This window comes from Psychrobacter sp. AOP5-GZ1-6 (genome assembly GCF_052376345.1).
Taxonomy (GTDB): Bacteria; Pseudomonadota; Gammaproteobacteria; order Pseudomonadales; family Moraxellaceae; genus Psychrobacter.
Window position 1 is genome coordinate 1 of the sequence record NZ_JBQSVP010000002.1, and the last position, 21256, is coordinate 21256.

The 21256-nt window shown below is 44.8% G+C and carries 14 protein-coding genes and 1 tRNA gene; 4 read left to right on the top strand and 11 right to left on the bottom strand.

Going from position 1 to position 21256, the window contains the following annotated elements:
* The 4 genes from ACT3RN_RS00440 to ACT3RN_RS00455 all read left to right on the top strand — a co-directional run.
* Positions 1-561, top strand: a 561-nt coding sequence (locus tag ACT3RN_RS00440) for a hypothetical protein (RefSeq protein ID WP_444518331.1), incomplete at its 5' end; no start/stop codon positions are given.
* A 60-nt stretch (positions 562-621) separates the two neighbouring features.
* The gene (locus ACT3RN_RS00445) at positions 622-1353 is read left to right on the top strand and encodes a hypothetical protein (protein ID WP_192518121.1); all 732 of its coding nucleotides are present in this window, start codon (positions 622-624) and stop codon (positions 1351-1353) included.
* A gap of 73 nt (positions 1354-1426) precedes the next feature.
* Positions 1427-1502, top strand: a tRNA-Arg gene (locus tag ACT3RN_RS00450).
* Between the two features lie 175 nt (positions 1503-1677).
* The gene (locus tag ACT3RN_RS00455; protein ID WP_192518120.1) at positions 1678-2883 is read left to right on the top strand and encodes a tyrosine-type recombinase/integrase; all 1206 of its coding nucleotides are present in this window, start codon (positions 1678-1680) and stop codon (positions 2881-2883) included.
* Between the two features lie 154 nt (positions 2884-3037).
* Here ACT3RN_RS00455 and ACT3RN_RS00460 read toward each other — a convergent pair whose 3' ends face one another.
* The 11 genes from ACT3RN_RS00460 to ACT3RN_RS00510 all read right to left on the bottom strand — a co-directional run bounded on the left by ACT3RN_RS00460 (position 3038) and on the right by ACT3RN_RS00510 (position 21242).
* Positions 3038-3463: a hypothetical protein gene (locus ACT3RN_RS00460; protein WP_444518332.1), complete on the bottom strand. Its 426-nt coding sequence runs from the start codon at positions 3461-3463 to the stop codon at positions 3038-3040.
* Positions 3464-3473: 10 nt separating this feature from the next.
* On the bottom strand, positions 3474-10415 hold the full coding sequence (locus ACT3RN_RS00465; RefSeq protein WP_444518333.1) for an SNF2-related protein: 6942 nt from the start codon (positions 10413-10415) through the stop codon (positions 3474-3476).
* Between the two features lie 133 nt (positions 10416-10548).
* On the bottom strand, positions 10549-11211 hold the full coding sequence (locus ACT3RN_RS00470; protein WP_192518117.1) for a DUF2829 domain-containing protein: 663 nt from the start codon (positions 11209-11211) through the stop codon (positions 10549-10551).
* A gap of 23 nt (positions 11212-11234) precedes the next feature.
* Positions 11235-11963: a hypothetical protein gene (locus tag ACT3RN_RS00475; RefSeq protein ID WP_192518116.1), complete on the bottom strand. Its 729-nt coding sequence runs from the start codon at positions 11961-11963 to the stop codon at positions 11235-11237.
* A 304-nt stretch (positions 11964-12267) separates the two neighbouring features.
* The gene (locus ACT3RN_RS00480; RefSeq protein ID WP_192518115.1) at positions 12268-12744 is read right to left on the bottom strand and encodes a hypothetical protein; all 477 of its coding nucleotides are present in this window, start codon (positions 12742-12744) and stop codon (positions 12268-12270) included.
* 56 nt (positions 12745-12800) lie between these two features.
* On the bottom strand, positions 12801-13019 hold the full coding sequence (locus ACT3RN_RS00485; RefSeq protein ID WP_192518114.1) for a hypothetical protein: 219 nt from the start codon (positions 13017-13019) through the stop codon (positions 12801-12803).
* Positions 13000-13740, bottom strand: coding sequence for a hypothetical protein (locus tag ACT3RN_RS00490; RefSeq protein ID WP_192518113.1), 741 nt, complete (start codon positions 13738-13740; stop codon positions 13000-13002). The genes ACT3RN_RS00485 and ACT3RN_RS00490 overlap by 20 nt, the downstream gene beginning before the upstream one ends.
* 15 nt (positions 13741-13755) lie before the next feature.
* A complete protein-coding gene (locus ACT3RN_RS00495) occupies positions 13756-14598 on the bottom strand; it encodes a hypothetical protein (RefSeq protein WP_192518112.1) in 843 nt (280 codons plus the stop codon).
* Entirely contained in the window at positions 14598-18863 is a 4266-nt protein-coding gene (locus ACT3RN_RS00500) for a defense against restriction DarA-related protein (protein ID WP_444518334.1), read from the bottom strand. Before ACT3RN_RS00500 ends, ACT3RN_RS00495 begins: the two co-directional genes overlap by 1 nt.
* A gap of 140 nt (positions 18864-19003) precedes the next feature.
* A complete protein-coding gene (locus ACT3RN_RS00505; RefSeq protein WP_444518335.1) occupies positions 19004-19624 on the bottom strand; it encodes a hypothetical protein in 621 nt (206 codons plus the stop codon).
* Positions 19614-21242: a hypothetical protein gene (locus ACT3RN_RS00510; RefSeq protein WP_444518336.1), complete on the bottom strand. Its 1629-nt coding sequence runs from the start codon at positions 21240-21242 to the stop codon at positions 19614-19616. The genes ACT3RN_RS00505 and ACT3RN_RS00510 overlap by 11 nt, the downstream gene beginning before the upstream one ends.
* Positions 21243-21256: the final 14 nt, after the last annotated feature.

Here is a 21256-nt window from a genome sequence, read left to right on the forward strand (position 1 = left end):
AAGGAATTAAACACAATGCCTTTACGTCCTATTGATGCTATATTTGTTCATCCTAAACAACGCTTATATGTTGTATATTATCGCGGTGAATTATGGCAATTGCCACGTATGAAAATTGACGATAGATCATGGCAGAAAAGAAAACCTTATACTGACGACAGCCGCTCACTCTATCTGAGTATTCATCAAACAATCAGTGACCCAGTATTGGCACAAAAACTCCGGACCTTGAACTTGCCTGCCGCTGTACGTGGTAGCACGTTACCACGCTTTGAAGCATGGTGGGAAGCCCATGGTTTCAGCTGGTTAAAAGATAAGCTTTCAACAGGTGAGTCACCACTGGCTGCACATCAAACCAACGATTGGGCAACAGCAACTGATCAGCATGTTTTACTTTCAGCCTACTCACCTGTCACAGAAGATAAGACTCATGTACCCACAGCGATAGCAGATTTTAAAAATAGTGAATCGACGCCTACTGAGAGTACCGATATTTTTGCAGATATGTTGGCAGATTTAGCAGATGAGGTATTACATCAAAAGTATAGAAACACATTCTAGGTCAAGCATTATACGTTATTCAAACTCGAAATAAGTCAATTAAAATAAGAGCAGCACTATATGAAAGACTACAAGCTACTGCTCGCTGGTCTAATTTTATTATCGCTACTTCTCATTGCGGTTTTTGTTTGGTTATGGAGTAATAACCGTAAAAATACAGATCCATTGCCAATTATGTCAAACAACAATAAATCGGTGGCAATGCTAAATGAAGATGAGACAAATATCCTAGCCGATAGTCTCCTATATCTACAAGTAGAAAACAATCTACGCGCACCCTTAGCCGATATCATTACCCGCTTTGAGTCTCGCTACCCTCATGTACAGGTTGTGGCAAACTATGTATCCACCAGTGATATCATAACTTTGTCAAAGAACAATAATCATCCAAGCAAACCAGACGAACTTGTGTTTAGTATAGATATGATTATTGCCAATAATATATCTCGTGATGAGCTTTCAATATTGCAAAAAGAGCTAAATATTGTTCAAGACAATACCTTTAACGATGCTGATAAACTAGAAGCACGTACTCTAAATTCTTTTAATTATGCGGTAAAAGACAATCATACACTTGAAGGCGTTATTCTGACAGATAATACGACTGCTATTAAATTCCGTAATTTTTTACTATCAAGTACCGGACAAGACATTTTAAAATCATACGACTACGATAATATTGAAGGTTATAAGAATAGTGTCGATGAGCTATTTAATCCAGCCAAACTCATAAAAACTGATGCAGAGACCACCTCAGTCAATGTCGCTGATGCCCTTAGTAATGGTAAATAAAAAGAAATCATACCTATTTATCGTTTGTTGATTGCTTTTATGACTCGTTTTTTCTACAATGTCACTCCATAATGCGCCTATAGCTCAACAGGATAGAGCAGTTGCCTCCTAAGCGATCGATCCGAGTTCGAGTCTTGGTGGGCGCGCCATCAACCTATACTTCACTCTACTAAATTACCCCGTAAGCCTTAGGCTACGGGGTTTTTTAACGGATTAATCATACTATACTATCCCTTATCGTACTATTTACCCCCTTTCTATACCCTTAAAATAAGGGTATTCTTGAGGGTATCGACCGATACCCCAAAACAGGATACCCTTAAAATGGCTAGAATCATTAAACCCTTGACCGACAGTCAGGTAAAACAAGCCAAGCCGGAGAACAAGGCTTACAAGCTTGCCGACGGCGGCGGCATGTATTTGTATATCACAAAGCTAGGCGCTAAGTCTTGGCGAATGAACTACCTAAAGCCTATCACAAAGAAGTATGCCACCTTAACTCTAGGCCTTTATCCGGAGGTGACGCTCGCTCAGGCACGCGAACAACGCAAAGAGATTCGCGCGTTATTAGCAGAGGGCGTTGATCCGCAGCAGAAAAAACTAGAAGATGATCGTGAGAAGTTGTTGCTGTCTAATAATACGTTCGCAGCGATAGCTGAGGAATATATGGGTCGCAAAACACACATAGCAAAATCAACGCAAGCCAATAACTATCGGCAGATCAAGCGATTGAACAAGTATATTGGCGACACGCCTATGACTGATATTAAACCGATGGATATACTAGATGCTTGCCGCAGCGCTGAAGCACAAGGGTACTTAGAGACGGCAATAAAAATGCGCACAATGGCAGGTCAAGTATTTAGATATGCTGTGCAAACAGCGAGGGCAGAGCGAGATATCACACAAGACTTGATCGGTGCGTTACAGACACCAGTGACCAAACACCACCCAACCACACTTGACCCAAAAGACTTAGGTGAACTGCTAAATGCGATTGATGACTACCAAGGATCGTTTGAGGTTAGAACCGCTATCAAGCTTATGCCTATGCTGTTTGTGAGGGCTGGCGAGCTACGTTATGCCCTCTGGAATGACTTTTGTCTGGACGAGGGTACTTGGACGTTTACGCCTAGAAAAACGCAACGTAGGACAGGCTTATCTCTTATTGTGCCACTACCAAGACAAGCGATTGAGCTAGTACGCGAGCTATCACTACATGCTCGCAGTAAGTATCTATTCCCTGCGGTGCATACGACGGTCCAGCCTATGTCAGAAAACACAATGAACCAAGCGCTGAAGCGTTTGGGTTATGATGGTACTAAGCAAACTATACACGGTTTTCGAGCGACTGCCAGGACTTTAATTGTTGAGAAGCTGAAATACCCTGAAAATCTGGTGGAAATGCAATTAGGCCATAGAGTGCGAGATATGCACGGGCGTGCCTATAATAGAACGGTATTTTTGGAAGAAAGGCGCGACATGATGCAAGCGTATGCTGATTATCTCGATGATTTAAAGGCTGAATAAAACACTATCGTAATTAAGTATTTCTTATGGCTCCCGGCTGATATATAAGGGCTGCGGCTGTTTTGCGTTCATTTCTCGTGAACGCAAATGAACGCAAACAAAAAAGCCGCTAATAAATTAGCGGCTTTTTTGTTGGTTGTAACTTAAACTATAGCTAGTAAGCGAGCGTGCTATCCGCTACGCTGGCTCGTTCTTCCATATCGCTATCATATAGCACGTAGTCACGCTTGCGATCATCAAGCGTCCAAGTATTGTTGTTGACCGGCTTGGTTTTACTCATATCAAGATAAAAGGCGTCCGCTGCTACCAGTGTTTCAGCGTCACTACTTCCGCAATACTTGCCAGCCATATCGCTATCCGTCTCATCGCCTACGTTATAATCCATACGGCGTAGCACGTCTTTTAGTGCCCACCAATAAGGACCATAAACGCGGTATCGCTGTATATTGCTCTTTAGGCGATCAAAGATCACGCTAGCAGCAAACTCAGTAAAGTTTGCGTCTGGCTTGTTTTTAGCAAGCGACTTGATAGCGGCTTGCGTTCTATCCGCTAGATCGTCTTTATCAAATAAATAATTCATAGCCTTATCCTTAGATTGTAGTTTGCATGGTGAGTTCTTCTATTAAGCGCGGTCTATCAGCTATCATGTGCTGCCAAGCTGCCAAGCTTATCACCCAAACTTTCTTTTTACCGTACCAAAAATACGTTTTAGATGTTCCGTCTATATTAACACCACGACTTACCGCATAAGCCTTTATTGAGTCTTTATGCTCTTTAGTGTCACCACTAATGTAAACCTTGGTGTTTGGAGGTAGGTCGCTTTCGCTATCCGCCGCCTTGCTATTGTTTAATATAAATGCTCTTAATGTAAAGTCAACTTTCATATTGGCCTTAAGCGCGGTAATGCTACCACCTTCAAAAGCCTCAAAATACGCCTTCGCCTTTTCTTTATCTACCGTGCTTTTTAGGTCATCAAAACGTCCAAACTCATTGATATTATGCTCAGTCGCCCCGCCATCTAAAATCGCTTGCAGTTTTGATCCATCCAAACCTAGATTTTCTGAAAACTGCTCGACGCTATCACCATTTTTTGCCGCCTTGCTTGCCGCTTCACTGATAACAGCTTTTTTTAACGCTTCGGTAAAATACTCAATCACATCAAACGATCTAATGTAGGTAGGTGAAGCATCTTTGTAGGCAGTATTGATTAATGCTAGTTTAACATCGTCGCCAATATCTTTATCGATATACTTGTCATCGTATAGGTGATTGTCAAAAATAGCGGTCGCAATACCTTCAAAGCTTGCTGGGTCAGTCTCAGCCGTTATCGACTCTTTAGCGGATTTTACAGCGTCAAAAGTAGCGGCGCCATTCTCTTTTAGCAGGCTATAAAGAATACGGTCATTATCAACGACTTCTTTATCGCTTGCTGCAATCTTAACCCCGCTATTTTTAATGAGATCAGTAACGGCATTAAAGTAATCGGTCTGCCCTGGGTAGTAGTGATTGCGCTTAACAGTAACATCGTCCTTAGCCATAAAGGTTCCGTTATCAAGGTTAATCTCAAAGCCTTGTTTTTCATACTGAACCAACATCGCTTTAGCAAACGGCGTGCCAGCGTTTAAAACAAACAAGGGTAACACGATAGCGATAGGACTATTTTCAATATTGGCATGACTGCCACCGAAGTCAGCGCTCATGGTCCATACGGGTCTAATGCTATCATCGCGGTACTCTGCCACCTCTGGTATCATATCGCTATACTTGGTTGCCAGCGGTTTTAAAGCGCCTTGTAGGTGCAAGTTGTCCTCAAAGGCGGCCATTTGCTTTATTGCACTCAAGTAATCACCACTACCCTTGTTAATAACTTTATCTGTACTAGAGATAACCCCTGCTGGCGTGTTATTAGAGATAGAATAAACCCCGTTACTGCCACTAAATCGATCCTTGCCAATCTTACTTAGCGTCAGCTTACCGCTATCCATGCGAGCCACGTAAATAGCGTCTGGCCTATCACCAGCTTGCGGTTTAATAACGATTGAACCCACCTGAATGTAAACGCCATTCACAATAACCGCCTCTTTTCTAGCAATCCGCTCGCCAGCATCAGCGGGCAAGCTAATACCATCAATGCCTGTCTCTTCGGCAATGTAGTTTGCTGCAATAACGGACTGATTAATAAGCCCTTCAGCGGTTTCTTTAACCTCGTCATAAGCCGCTTGATAGATACCGCCCTCGTTGATAATAAGTTTATCGTTACTGAAGCTATAAGGGCTGCCTAGCACCTGTTTATTGGTAAAGGTCTTAGCCCACTCATCCGTCTTGCTTGGTGGGTACTCAGTAGTATCATTCATTATGCTGTCATAAATACTGTCTGCTGTGGTATCAGGGCTAGCAATACCACCGACAGGGACATACTTGTGCGTTTTATTCCAATCCTCAGCCTGCTCATAACGCTGCACACTCACCGAGTCTAAAATATCATTTAGCTGGTCAAGCGCGATCTGTTTTGAGTTCTCATAAAGCAGCTCGTTCTTTTTGCGGGTGTCTGCCTTGGCAGTAGATTTCTCATTTTTAGTGAGAAGCTTTCTATTGTCACGAATAAGGCTGACCACATTGATAACAGCCTGTTCATAAAACTTATCAAGAGATAGGTTTGCCATCATGCTAGCCTGCTCATTCACTACGTCCATATTGATACTTTGACGCTTAACGGCGGCATTGTACCGAACCTCCTTCTCTTTGGCGTCTTTGGTGGCCTGATACTCACGCATAGCGTCTTTATTGCCCATTGTGGAGATAAGCGCGTCCTGTTCAGTGCGCGAAATACTACCTGTGACCTCAATGGTGTTTTTACCATCGTCTTTTAATACACTACTGATCCACTCGTCTTTTTTATCAATCATCGTGCGTTTAAACTCATCAAACGTACCATCAGCATCGTAATGATAAATAGCCACCTTTTGCGTTTTGTTACCTTGACGCGCGCTGCGCCCGTTACGCTGCTCTAAGCTATCAGGGGTCCAACCGGTTGTTAAATGGTGGATTGCCTGCGTACCACGCTGCAAGTTAATACCGACCTCAGCTTTTTTGTTGGCAATAATCACCTGATACTGATTGTCGTCACTCTCAGCGTTAAAGCCATCTTGAATATCGATCATCTCATCCGGTTCATTGTTAATCTGACCGGTAATGATCGCGATTTTGCTGGCTGGCACGCCTGCACGCTTAGCAATCAACTTTTTAATCTTGTTGTGCAAAAACAGATGGTCGCAAAAGACAATCTGCTTAACGATAGTGCTAGTCGTACCGTCTGCATTGGCACCGCGCGGCTCTGCTTGTTCGGTCTTAAAATTCTCAAGCATGGCGGCGATTTTTGCTGAAGTGGTCACATCAAGATTAAGCTTGTCTTTATCTGCGATATCTTCAAATCTTGATTGCGTTTTACCGTTTAGTGTGTCGACGACAATGCGCTTTCGACCATCGTGCAACACTATCTTAGCCTCAACCGTGATTTTATATTCTTTAAAAACCTTTGTATCACCGTCTTTAGTGTAGACCGCTTTAGCATTATCCTCATCGGTATAAGGGCTTAGGCGCTTACGGCTATCTGAATAAGATTTTTTATTAAACTTATCAATCACTGATTGCGCAAGCTTTTCTTGTGACTTCTCAAAGTCGTAGAAGGTTGCCATTTCGCTAAACTCGCTATCAGCAATCATGACATCCATCTTGCGAATGAGGTTAAACGGGTGAGCCATCAACTCCACTTCTTCGCCGTACTTTTTTTGAATAATACTAAACGGGCTATTGGGGTTAAACGGGCTTTGCGGGTGATTGGGGTTGTTAAGCTCATTATCGAGCTGATCTTTTTCAACCTGTTTAGCGATGGTATAAGCATCTTGGAACATACGCAGCTGATCCGTTACGCCTTCGCCTAAATTAACCTCAACGGCGACCTCTTCACGATCTGGGATAACCACCGACATACCGACATCTTGCGCGTCTTTAATAACCGCATTTGATCCAATGACAGTACGCAAGATATTAGCGTTGCGAATACCGGTAAAGACGTTTTGCGAGCGTTCGCCGCCATCAATAGTTGGCATCACCTCTTCTTGAATCTGGCACATGATCTGAATGAAGTCATCAGCGCCATTAATACCGCCGCACATTTTATTAATCGTATCACGGCCGCTTGCCAGCGATAACATAGAGTAAATCTCAAGCGGACTATTGGTGATAGGCGTCGCTGTGAGTAGCTGCACCCCATCGTTATTAGGCGTGCTGCCACGTACATACCAAAGCTTGGCTTGTGCATCCTCACCACGCGCTGATTGACCAGGCTGTGATAGGTATTTAATGCGGTCGTCAGTGTTAGGTGCGGTAATCGAGTTTTTAAAGGCGTGCGCCTCATCGATCACCACGCTATCTACGCGCATATCTTCCAAAAATGGCGCGTTACTGTTCATCGTCAAACGCTCGATAAGATCAGCGGTTAAACCATTTACTTTCTCATTGTCTTTTTGCAACTCTTTTTCTGAAAAGGCGGTATCGTTTTGTTTGATGTAGTCCGCATAATCGCCTAGTGTGCTGTCCTTTAAGCGAATGCGCTTGAACGCCTCAAACGTCATGAATATTTTGCGGTACTTGCCATCGATAGCGCTTAGTAAGTCCTCGTCATATTTGTTTGACATGACACGGAATTTTTCACCATCCTCACGTAGGCCCACAAAAATACAATCATCGGTATTTTGATAAGCAAAAGCAGCCTCTTTGCGCCAGTTGGACAACACGCTGTTAGGAACCACAAAAATTGTTTTCTTTTTAACGCCAATATTATGCACATGCTGGACGCTGGCAAGTGAGGTGAAGGTTTTACCAAGTCCGACGCCAAAGCCGTTAATACCGCCAAAGAAGCGGCCTTGCTTGCGCACCTCGGCATTCTGATAGCCATGCAAGCTAAGTTCGGGGTTCATGCCAGCAATATCAATCGGCGTCTCATCTGCATTCTGAGTGAAATATAAATTGTCTTCATTGGTCATCATATCCTCAAGACCTGACATGATGTTTTTATTGGCTTTAACCCATGAATTAAACTTGATGTTAGCGGTATTGATCTGCTCCGTCATCCAGTTTAGGGCCTCACGCTGGCTCATAGTCTCAAGCTTAACGCTGCCTAGCGTGACGGTTCCTTTGCCAAGCCAATCACCGATACGATTATACAGCTTGTCCTTGTCTTTCTTCTCAAGACTGTCTTTGGTGCTACTGCCTTTAATATCGATATCTGCAATGCCGCGACCTTGTGCGTTATAAGCGACAAAAGCGTCTTTATGGACCGTTTGCTTTAAAAACCTTACCTTGTCTTCAGCACTAATAAGCGGGGTACGAAGATCAAGCTCAAGGCGCTTAACATCGATACGCGCCACACTGTCACGGGCAATAGATTTTTGCTTAATAAGTTTGGCTTTAATCTGCTCATTATTAGTAAGTTCAATCTGCTTATCAATATCTTTTAAGCGGTCCGACAAACTACCGACTAAGAAGTCATTAGCGGCGATAATTTGGCTGCCATCATGATTGACAAACCAGTCATCGTTATTGATAGGATCAGCGGTAGGATCAATCTGTTTTAGCTGCTCAGGCGTGATATGAAGGCTTTTATTTTCGTACTGAATACGTGCAATAACGCTTTGATAACTCTTAGCGGCGCCATTATCGACAACCTCGCTATTTATATTACCAAGCCAAGCGTCGTTATACTTGCCATTGGCATAATACAGTGCTACGAATTTATGATCTTGCTTGGCGTCACCAGATAACTTAGCGTTTTTGCCATCTAAAAAGGCGTATTTCATAAAATCTGTGATTTCAGGCTCGCCATTCTTAAAGTCATAGCCATATTCATGTAGCTCAATAGCCTCCCGGATAGCTTGCGCACACAATACACAATTCCATGCAGCGGGGCGATCAGCGATGGCACTTTTTGAGGCGCGATCTAACATGGACAAAGCATCGCTAGGGATTAATCCTGCTTGACCCGTTTTTTGGCTATACTCAAACGTGGCGCTTATCTGCTCATAGGTCACGCGAGCCATCACCATGTCGATAGCACTACCCATGCTGGCAAGTTGTTTTTGTATCTCAAGCTCAGTGCTAGTCACTTCTTTTTCTATCGCCTGCCAGCGTCCGTCTTGATACTCTAATTGCTTGCCATCTTGAAATACGACATCGCCGTTTTTGTAATCAATAATTTCAACACCTGCCGAACCCAACATATCCCAGTCGATACGGCTGTCACCAAACTTTTTAAGCATTTTTGACACTTTAGGGTTTTTCTTATTCTCCTTAACGGTCTCAATCTCTTTACCCCATTGGTTTATGGTTGTAGTTTCGTCACCTAAGATGAATTTTTTATGTTCAGCTTTTTTAAAGTAATCACCGCTTAGGTAGTCATCCCAAAATACTTTTGATTGAGCAAGGGTATCAATACCGCCGCCATTGTATAGGTCCATTATCTGATCTGTGGCATCGCTACTGTGTTTGCGATAGATAACAACATCAGTCACAACACTTGCGCCAGTTTGATCAAAAACCTCTGTTGGCATACGATATGCCCCCAAGAAGTCGGCTTTTAGGCTGGTGAGCTTGCGTAGTTTTTTCTTATCGTTCGCGCGTCCTGATACGACCGAAGTGGGCGTGATAAATACCGCTAATCCGCCATATTTTAGCTTCTCAAGTGATCTTAAAATAAAGTAATTCTCAAGCGACTCTTTTCTATAGCAGTCATCCTCTTTCGGATTGTCACCGCGCACCTTGTTACCACCAAACGGTACGTTAGTAATAATCATATCAAGGCTATTGTTCGCCATGATTTTGGCCTGCGCCTCAAAAGGAGAGATAATCGTTTTACTGCGCTCACCATCATTCAGTAATTGAGCAATGGCCCCCGATGTCTCATCAAGCTCGATACTATCAATAACAGCGCTTTCTGGGCTAGTCGCTGCAAACACACCGGTCCCCGCACTTGGGTCAAGCACCTTGCCGCCACTAAACCCCGTCTCGCTTGCTAAGTCCCACAAGGCGCTAGCAACATCTAGCGGCGTATAATACTCGTACTGACTACCACGAAGCCGCTTACCGTTCTCATCGGCTTTAGCCTTTAATCCGCCACCACTACCGGTATATTTAGCAAGTGTTTCTAACTGCTCATCGGTTAAGTCGTCACGGGTTAAGCCTTGCTCTTTAATGCTTGCCAGCAACTCGATAGCGGCGTCATTGGCTTTTTGGCGGGCGGCCGCCTTTTCAGGAACCGCAATACTAGATCGGTCAACCATTTGGCTGGACTGATCTTTAGTACCTGTGTTCGACTGCACCGTGTTGTCTGTTTTTAACTTGGCGAACGCACCCAGCTCTTTTAAGACAGATAACAAGTCTTTAGCAGTGCTTGCGCGGCTTTGAATATTATCAGACGCCTTGAAGCTGGCAAGCGCGGTCCGAAGTCTTTTTAATATAGCAAGTTTCTCTTTCATAATTGGTGGCCTGGTTGGTGTTATCGATTCCTTATTATGAGGTATAACGACTTGCCAGCTTTTAGTGTGTTCCACAAAAAAGCCCTATCTTTTTGATAGGGCTTGGTAAGAGGCAAGGCAATTACTTACTGTACTAGACAGCCAGCATCCAGTCCGTAGTAAGTGCGTCCGACTGGCTGATAGTCCACGGTACAACTTCGCCGCTTGCGGTTTTAAGGGCGATATACGCACCGTATGGCACCATGTCATCAGGATAGTCGCCCACTAACACGCCCTTGGTGTTACGCTGTGCTGGATAGCTTGCGGCTGGCACGATATACACAAACATACCCTTGCCGTTCCAGCCTTCACGCTGCACACGCTCGCCCACTTCCATCAGGTGTAGGGCTGTGCCAAAGTCAACAAGATCACCTTCTTTGATTGGGTGTTCGCTTCCACCTTCCACAAACTCACAGCAATCACATAAAGAGCCGCCACTTGCCAGCGTAGCGATTTCATCTTCGGTTAATTCGTGTTCGGGATCAGAAGGTGCGGTGCATTTAACTGGTAAGTCGCCTGTTTGTCCTGCAGTACATTCATAAAACTGGTCATCAAACATTTCTTTGGGCATCCACGATACATAACCGTCAAACTCCAAAGTATTAGGCGAACTATTGATATCTTCAATCAAATACCCCTTATCGCTACCATCTTCATCTGCCGGTAAACGCCAGCCTCGCAAGTCGTTATACTCTTGACGGCTCATTGGCTTGGCATTTACTTTTTTTAGTGCGTTAAATCGTTTCATGTCTGCCATGATTAATCCTTTCTTAGTTGATTTTAGGCTGCAAGCATATCGGATTTATCATCCGTAAACTGTATGGCAGTCATAATAGTTTTAGCATATCCAGCAATAAGATCGCGCTTATCACGTCCATTGATGACATAACGCGCCAGCACAAACTCATTAAAAGTGCCAAACGTAACATAATGCGGAATACTTTTGCCGGTAAACAGACCTTGCATTGATCCGGTTACTAATATGTCGGCTGAAATATCGGGTTCAAGCGCAAGATCGGGGTTGTTAGCAAGGTCTACGCCTAGTATTAACCCCAACTTGATATAGTTATCGAGCCACGTAAGCTGGCAATCCCCGCGCCCAAAAAATAGGTGAGGATAATCAGATTTTAAGTAAGCCGGACGGCTAAGATTGCCATTACGAATGCCATAAACAACCCCTTTGCTGTTTTTAAACCATTGACCATAACGCTTTTTGCGACCCTTGCCATACTCATTAATAGGAGTCATGGTTGTGGCGCTCTCATGCCATACAGTCGCTAGAATATAGGCGGCGTGCTGCGGCGACAGCTTGGCACGGTTGCAAGCTGCCATAATACGGTTAAAGCCATCTACTTGAGATTGACTAAAAGAGCCTGCTAGCTTGCGTCTCAGATAAGCCCAGTTAAAATCAAGCTGTTTGCCTTGTGCTAGGTAGGCTCGTTGCGAGTCACCGCCCCACCAACCATCAGCAAGTACGCCCAGCTCTTTTTGCATTTCAATAATTGCCATGATTACACCTCTTTTTGTTTAATTGGTTTGCGTAGGCCGTGCGCTCTTTTGCATCGCCTAATAATCAACTTTTTAAAGTGCCAAATATTTAAAATCAAAACGATTGTTCGAGCTGCTGTGGTAGACCACGACGGCTCAAAACTACTGCTTGGTAGTGACGCTGAGACTAAGAATATCCATACGATAATCCAGCCGCCCAACTGTCCAAGGGTTTCTTTTGATGTTGTATTGAATCGATCTGACAATAAACAACAGGTGCATATCATGAGGCCAGTAAAAGCTAATAATGTGTTGATGATAGGTATCACTTATCACCCCCTGAGAATCTATTGATCCATTTTAGGATAAGGTTTTTAACAATAGACTGAACACCCACCTTGAGATCGTCATCTGCTGACAATTCTAGTATCATGCGTAAAAATATCGTACCAAGTAGTCCACCAAAAAAAGCGGTTAGCATCATAATGGCGACCGTTGGCTTGTCATTGATTGCTGGCAAGATAACGAATGAGATGATAAAACCAACCACTATCGCTAGCAGCAGATTGCCCCAAAATGTGCCTTGCTTCTTCATGTAATCGTTGGTCATTGCAAGCCCTGCGCCCACAAAAACCAGTAAAATTGTCGCTACTAAAAAATACCAATACGGTAAACTTAGATATAAAAAGGTGTGAGGCTCATTGAGTTGTACCATCACACTGACTGCGCTAATAACCGTACCGCTACCTGACAATGCCAGTAGTTTGGTTGTCTGCACAGCTGAATAGTATTTGTCTGGCATTGTCTATCCCAATTAAATTGATGATTAAATATAATCACTGTCGTGATCTGATTGCGTTATCTGCGTATCTGATTGGTTTTAATGATGGCATCAAGACGACTAATAACAGCAATTTTATGTAGATGCTCGCTTTCTAGGCGCTTAGACACTAAATCAAAACTTGACGATGTTTTGTACATTGTTAAAAAAGATAGTCCTATTTTAAGCGCTTCTGGCAAGCTCATATTGCCGTGTTCCACCATCACAAACGCATCATCAAGCAACGCACTCTGCAATAACTCTGGCGATCCCTTGTAAGCTATCAAGGGTGAGAAATCGTGACGGCTCATTGCTGCCATCACCTCCTTGACTAATAACGGTTAAACCTTTGTTTTCACAGCCCAGCACTACGAAGTGAGATAGTGCATCAACCCCTACGCTATAGGCATCATGCAATATATTAAAGTTGCCGTTAGCATCCAATCTATCGATAATCTTGATACGGCTTTGTATCGCCTCGTTAATCTCGTTATCAGTCATGCCCGCATCAATCACGTCCCACTTGAGATCGTCGCTACTGTCGCCGCCAATCACGGATGAGATATCACCACTAAGCTGGCAGGCCATTTGTCCGACAATCCAGTCGTAGACATTCTCACAAAGACCCTCAAGTACGACGACATGAGCGCCTAGCAAGTGATTAACATACATATCACCCACTTGGTGGCACTTTGGCACATCTGACTGAATAGTAGGCAGGGCGTAACCATCAATATCACTGTCCCCGATATGCTGGCTTTGCGATATCGCTTGGTGATTAAGTAGGACAAAATAACGCTCTTGTGCGGTTAACTTGCCAGCCAAGCTAGGATTGCCCGTTAAGTGCGAGATCATGGCGCTTAATCGTTTTTCATTGAATGCCACGGGTATCTTGGCAATATCCATTGCTTGCCCTATCTGAAGGTCGGGCAGCAATACATTGGTCTCTAAAAGCTGTACGTCTAAAGTAGTTTCCATGTTTATCCTTTGGGGTTAACGACCCATATCTATAATATTTTGTTGGTCCCATGCGGTGAGGGATAAGAAGGTGACTTGCACTTTGACAGCTATACGGTTGCCGTCCTTGGTCATTGGCGCAGTAATAGGTGCTGATACGCTCTCAATCACCAGTGGCTTATAGGTTTTGCCGCCGTATTGCAGTTGAACCATTGGCGGTATCTCTGACGGGAACATGGCTGATAATCCCTCATCAAGCGCACCGACAATCAGCGATGTGTTTGATAAGCTCTTAGCGGACGCCCAGCGCTGCAACTGACTCACCGCTGCCTCAACCTCGGTTGCGGCATCAGCCCATGCTTGAAAGACAAGGCTACCAGTGATGCGTACTGAGTTTGACGAGGTGAAAATTTGGCGGCTATTGAGCTTGGTAAAGTTGGATTTACCCAGCAGTCCCTCTAGTTCAGCTTGGCCTTTTTCAACAATACCTTTGGCGCCGATGAAGCTAGCAGCCGCATCAGCCGCGTCAGCGACTACGCCACCACCAGCAGCAAACAAACTGTAGCCAGCAGCAGCGGCCTGCCCTGACTGAATCATACCCATTAAGTTAGGTAGTCGACCCTCTGGGTTTGAGGACTCAAAAGGGGTGCTGTACTGCGACTCGATGGTGAATTCAGCATCCTCAAAGATAGACTCAACCGTAGGCTGGTTGGTATCAACCTCATAAGTCTGTGCCCCTTGCCCGCCCTCAATATTCCCTTCGATCACGGGCCGTATTTTGACGACAAGGTTTTTATTTAAACCCTTCTCGCCCCAGGTGCTACCAATGGTATTGCCATTGGTAGTCTTGTTTTTGTTGGTGGCTGGCGCGTTTGGCATTAGTTGCCTGCCATGTCAGACATCGCTTGCATGGCGATAGTCATCAACTTGTTTTGATAGACCTCACTTGCAGCCTCAAGTTTTGCGGTAAGCTCGCTATTGCCCTCAGCTTCTTCAGCAATAGCGCTTAGCGCATCAACATCAAAAATCTCTGGGTCAAAGTCGCTTGAGTTTATCTCATTGACTATGCCGTCGACTTTGGCGGCTAGGTTGGCTGTGTTGAAGTCGTCAAGTGGGCTGGCTTGATTTAGCCAGTCGTTCGCCTTTTTAATATAATCTGATAAGTCGTTGGTGTACTGGTAATCAACAATGTTTCCGTTTTCAGATTTTTCGATAGTGAAGTCTCTAGGCGCTTCTTTTGATGACTGGCCGTCATTGTTTTTGAATTTACCGTCAATCTCGACCTTGCGATTAGATACTTCTTTGGCTGCTTGGAATACCCCTAAGCCTGCATGTCTTGATTCGATAAAGGTGCTAAAACCAAGCGATTCTGCCATTTTGTTAAGCTGATCCAAACGGTTTTCTGTTAGCGGCTCTCTGGCCTCCCATTGGTCGGCGTTATTCATAGCATCTTCGTCATCATTAGCGTAAGCAGCATAAGGGTTGCTGGATGAGTAATTCTTGTCGCTTGTGGTAGCTTGGTTGTCAGTCACTACCGCTTCTTCTACTACCGTCTCATTAAACATATCAAGCGTCCCTATAGTGTCGGTATTATCATTAACTTGGTTGTTGGCGTGTGCGATAACATCAGCGAGTGATAGCGGCTCAGGCTCACCGAACATATCTAGTGTTTGACGGCTTACGCTGTCCTGCTCGATATAGCTTGCCATTGCATTGAAATAATCGGTCATCTTCTTAGCACTGCGAGCATTAGCGGCTAGGAATACCGCAAGTTCAGCGGTGGCATCGTCCACTTGCTCAAATAACCCTTGTTGCAGCACGTATTCTTTAATATCTTGATTGCTAAGCTTGGCGTTCATAATCATGTTGGTGGCATCAACAATGGCGTTTTTAACCTCGTCGCTTAGCGACTGCTCGACACTATCAACCACTTTTTCAGCCAAGTCCTGCGCGTCACTACGGTTGACCGCTTGTGCTGCTACAAACTTAGGCGCGGCCATTGTTAGGGCGTTTAGGGTGTTTTGTAGCTCAGGCTTTGTTTGATCTGCCATCATCTCAAGCAAGCGGTCATCGTCATAGGCTTTACTGAACAATGCGCCTTTAATGCGAGCGACTAGCGCTTGAGTTGGATTGCCGTTACTGTCGGTATATTGCGCCGCTTCTGTCGCGCCTAGGCTGGCTAGAAACGATTTTACGAATGGGCGGTTACTGGCGGCTAAGATGTCGCCTGACTCGCTAGGATCGAATAGCTCTAACATGCCAGCATTAACACGCTTAGCATCTGATTTGGCGCGTTCTGAGGCGGTAAAGCTTAGTTTGTCGTCTTGGTTCGCTTCTACTGCAAACTCACTACGGTTCACTTGCGTGGTACGCATACGCACAAGGATAGGCTGCTTATAGCTCTCTACTTGCTTAGCGGTCATACCGAACATATCAGCGTTCTCAGCAAGCCATTCTCTGTACTCGCTAGCATCGCCATTGGCGTAGGCCATCTTGATCGCAATAGTGCGACCGTTGCCGCTTTCTACCACTAGGTCATCACCCACGATAGGCGCGCCGGTATCAACACGGCCAGTACGACCTAAGCTCTCAGGATCAAGTTCTCTTGAGGTTTTTTGTACCCAAGCAATAGAGGATTCACGCGCACGGTCACGCGGCTGTAGCTCTTGTGGGTATTTAGGGTTTTTGCTGCCGTTCGCGGTATGCGAGGCGATCAAGAATTTAGCATCAACTAAAGCAAAGACGCTTTCAATTTTGGTGCCTTTAGGGGTTTTGGCCTTATTGGATTTGCCTTTGGTGATTTTTTTGTTGTTGGGGTTGGTTGGGGTGTGATCTGGATCGGTGTCGGTTTTCAAAACATCCGCGCCATTAGTTAGGGACAAAACTGACATATCCGCGCCTAAGCCTTCTAAGTAGTTAGAGATAAAGCCTTTAATCTCGGTTAAGCTGCCGGATAATTTGCTATCGTTATTTATTGATTTTATTGATGCCTCGTACTGGTTATCATCGGTTTTAGTAACTGATATATAGCTCAGCTCGCTAAACGAATCAGCAACATAGGTACTAGTATTTTCATTAGGATTAGTATCAGCTAATTCGTTATCAGTGTCGTGATTTGCGGTATCTTCGATAGATGTCTCGTTTAAAATAAACATATTCAGCACCCCATCGACTGTTGCAAGGTCTGCCTTATCGAACATAGTTTGATCTTGGTTGACATCCTCACTATTTGGTGCTTTAATATTAAGTGTGCTTGAAGCAACCCCTGAATAGTTATCAGGGATCGCTGTTTCAAGCACATTGTCAAACTGGTTGACATCACTGTCATCCGCTTGGTAAGATTCATCTAAGAAGTCTTGGTATTGGCTAGATCCGGTGAACCCATCAAATGTATTTTTGGTGATAGTATCCCCTAGAGCTGCTAAGGCTTCTTTTTTGTCTATACCTATGTCATATAAAACCTCGCCTTCGTTATTCTTCTCCAGTACGACTCTTGCTGCTTTTAGATTGCCACCTACTACCACTGCAACATTCAATACATAATACCCTTCGATATTAGAGCCTTTTTCTTTGTTCAAAGCAGTGTAATGCCCATATTTGCCCTGTTTAATCATTTCAGGAATAGCGGCCACCAGCTTTAGTTTTTCACGAAACGTATGATTTGCTTTAGCAATATGTTTACCACCGCGCCGTCTCAACAAAACATCACTGTCAATGGCAGGACAGAAAACAACCTTATCTTTTAAATTGTTGTCAAAATATGCCATCGCATTGTTTTTTGCTGTTTTAAAATCAACATCCTCACTTACGTCAATCTCTTTACCTGTGATAGTGATAGGTGCTGCGACATCGGTGTCATCTTGCGTAGTGCTGTCTTGGCCAGCTGGCTCTGCTACAGTTTCGTCAACTACCGACGTTTCTATAACAGGTTCGACGACCGGCTCAACCACAAGCTCAACTTTAGGCGCTTTCATAGCCGCATCAATCTGGCTATTTAGGCTGGCAATATCTTGATCCAACTGCTCGATAGTGGCAGTCTTATTTTCAATCGTCATTTTTGCTTCTGCTAGCTCATTATCTAGCTTTAAGCGCTTGGCTTGTGTACGCTTAAATGGCATAGAGTTTTTGGCAGCTACGCGCATGATTCGACTAGCCAGCGCAGGCAACTGGACGTTATCACCTTGTTTTGGTGATAATGCGGCGGTCACATCACGCTTGTTTAACATCCATTTCCAGCTAATCATGATATCGCTTGGCATTAACTTGGATGGCGTACTGTCTGGATTGTGGAACCAGATAGACAATTTTTGACCGTCTGATAGATCAAACACAAAGGCAATATTAGTCACGCCCTGGCGCTTAAATGGCTTGGTTTCAGTGACATTAGTAACTGATACCGTATCGTTACCGGCACGGCTCATCGCGTTATATAAGCGATCTTTCAATAGCCCTAAACGGTTTTTGGTGTCCATCAAGGCATCAAAGCTCTGCTCAGGTTCAGCGCCCAGCAAGTCGAGTACGTCTGCAAGCTCAAATTCGTTTACTAAGTCGCTGCGAGTATCGGCACGAGTCATGTCTAGCATGAGTGTGCTATCACGCCCGTCATGGCTTAATAGCTCTGCTCCTTCGCCCCACTCCACACTGTCAAAGGTAACGCGATCAGCTTCATAAGCAAGCTCTGAGGCGGTAATGATCGGTAGGTAGTTTTTATCCTGCGAAGGGTTGTCCATAAGCTTGTTGATGGCGTCAACTGAAAACGTGCCAGCGTTCGATTGATTGATACTGTCAAACTGAACCAATCCCTCACCAATCACTTTTAGGTTAGCTGCGCCTAGGCTGTCAAGCTGGGTGCGCGCTACCACGGTAGCGTGATCGGCATCCATAGCGCCGCCAACCGCAATACTATCGACATACAAGCCCTGTTTATCAAAGGCGTTTAATACGTGCCAGCTATCATCAGCACTACCGACTGCACTATCAAAACTATAGCCGTCACTGCCCGTACTATCCGCTAGAATGGCTGGCAAGTCTCGCTTGTTGCCAGTGATTAAACCTGTTTCGTAGCGGCTATACTGGCTAGTAGGCTGACCATTGATAGTTGTTTTATGGTGAGTATGCGCTTTATTGAGTGTGATATATGCCATTGCAGGACGCCTATGTTTGTTAGGGATAATAAGATAGGTTTATTGTGACAAGGTTTGGCGGCTATGCAGCGGGGGTGTTCCGCTGAATGTTAGGCAAAGAAAAACCCACTTCAAAGAGTGGGTTTATTAGCTAAGAGATATTATCGCTCAAACATAAGTGGCCTGAGCTTCTGAAAGGTTACTGGCACTTTGACAATCTCACTACGCCCCGTACTACTAATCTCAGGACGGGCGCTTTTGGCACCAACCAACCATGACCTTGTGATAACTGGCTCGCTGTTGGGTTTTTTATGATTGATAAGGCCAACACTTAACTTAAATGCGTATTTTTTAGACTCGTTCACCGTGCCATCGTCATTAAAGGCAAGTTTGTGACAAGCTCGGTAGGAATTGGATATATCGCCATTGATGGTCTCAATAAACGTCACATCCATATCATCGGCTGTTTTTTGCGTCAGATACCCTGCTTGATACGAGCCAGCGTAAAAGGTCTCGCTATCAGCGCTACCCAGCGACATATCCGCCTCAGTTGCTAGGTAGCATAATGTTTTATCTCTAAACCAAGGAATGTTAGGGCCATTGCCGAATATATCTTCAATCTTGACCACATACATACACTGCAATAACGCTTCATGTACCCGTAATTTACCATAGAGTAACTGTAAAGACTGCATGTACTGCGAATTGGTTGCCGTACCTACTTTTACGCGCCCAACATCATTTTTGCTAGCGATTAGCCCTTGCACTAGATCAGTCCTCATAGTCATCCTCCATATCGTCTAGGCCATCTGGCAAGTCGTCGTCTTCAGGATTATTGCTCATATCGGCATTACTAGGAGGTTGCGGCATCCCTGCTGGCAAGCCCTCTTCGCCCATTGGTGGCGCGGTAATGGCAATAGCGACCTTCTCTGCAAAAGATAAGTCGTAGTCCAAGCGGTCTTCAAGCATGAGTTGTGTCGCCTCTTTGCCAAGTCCCAAGTCCTTTATCATCTGTACTGCCTGCATCTCGATAGTCAGTGTGTTGGCTTTGTTTTGCTTATTGCTTAGTGCTTGCGCGGTAGCGGCTCCAGCATCTGAGAAGAAGTCAAACTGCCACGGGTACTCTTTAGCATCAAAATATTCCCCGTACTTGATACCCCAATGAATGCTCATTAAGTGATTAAAGGCATCAATTAACGAGGTGCGAATAAGGTTAGATCGACGCATAATTTGTGCGGACGTTTGAAAAGACGCGCCATCACCCAGTCCGCCTGCCAGCATATCCGCCCAACCGACTAAGGATAAATCAATCCCCAGACCACCTGCCACGCGGCGAAGGTTGAGCATAAGTGTCTCAGGGTTAAGAGGCATGTTACGCTGTGATAAATCCCCTACCGACTGCAGTATCTGCTTATCGCCCCATTGTGGCAATACATGATACTTAGTGCCATGCAATGCCTCACCGCCTTTAAATGCCGCTTGTATCTGATCGCGGTAGTTGGTCAGCATTTTAGTAATACTTTCTTTATATTTGTTTTGTTGTTTTGGTGGCATACCTTCCATATTGACGGTTAAAAAGGCTTGTTTGACACTATCGGCTATTTGCTGATTGTTCAGTCCTGCAAGGCTAATAACAACATCCTTCCACGGCTTCTCTACTGGATAGAGGAATGAGCCACCGATTTCCGCTGGCAAGATGGGATTGTCACAGCGCTCATTGTAGATCAGTGTTTTTCTGTCTTGCCATACCTGCATGGTCATCTGCGGTATCACCTCGATGCGCTGCATCTTGACGCGCAATAGCTGTCTAGGAGTAAGCTTGGCAATAGAGCGCTCGTAGTCCTCTTCCTCTAACCCATGAAAGCCGACTGTCTCGCCTGCCTGCTCAAACGGCATAATAAGCGATGGCGCGGTATGGCGATTGTTCATAAGTCCTACCACGCCCTTACGCTTGTCAGTATAGATACGTGCGTAACTGTCCCCATAGGCGATGGCTTGACGCGCTAAGGTGAAGGCGTAACGGTTAATAATGGGCGCAATATGCAATGCCTCACGCTCCACCCTATCGCGCAACTCTTTTGCTCGTCGACCTTTACCACGCACGCGCTCATGCGGGGTAATAAATATCATGTCACCCGTGGTTTCATGCCCGCCGAGTGCTGCCGTAACATGCAAGCTTAATGCCTCTGCTATTTGTGGGTCCTTTTGCATCAGCTCCCACGTTGAGTAGATATCTTGACGGGTTCGCGGCGCGTTTTCAGGGCTGTTAAAGGTGCCAAGCTCCATCTGATTAAGCGCTTCATACTGGCGATTGACATCGCCAATGCCCGCTGGCGTGGCAGACCGTTTCATCTCACGATTGCTAATCAGCATGTTTGCCATGGTATTAAGTAGTTTCATGTTTTACGCCTATT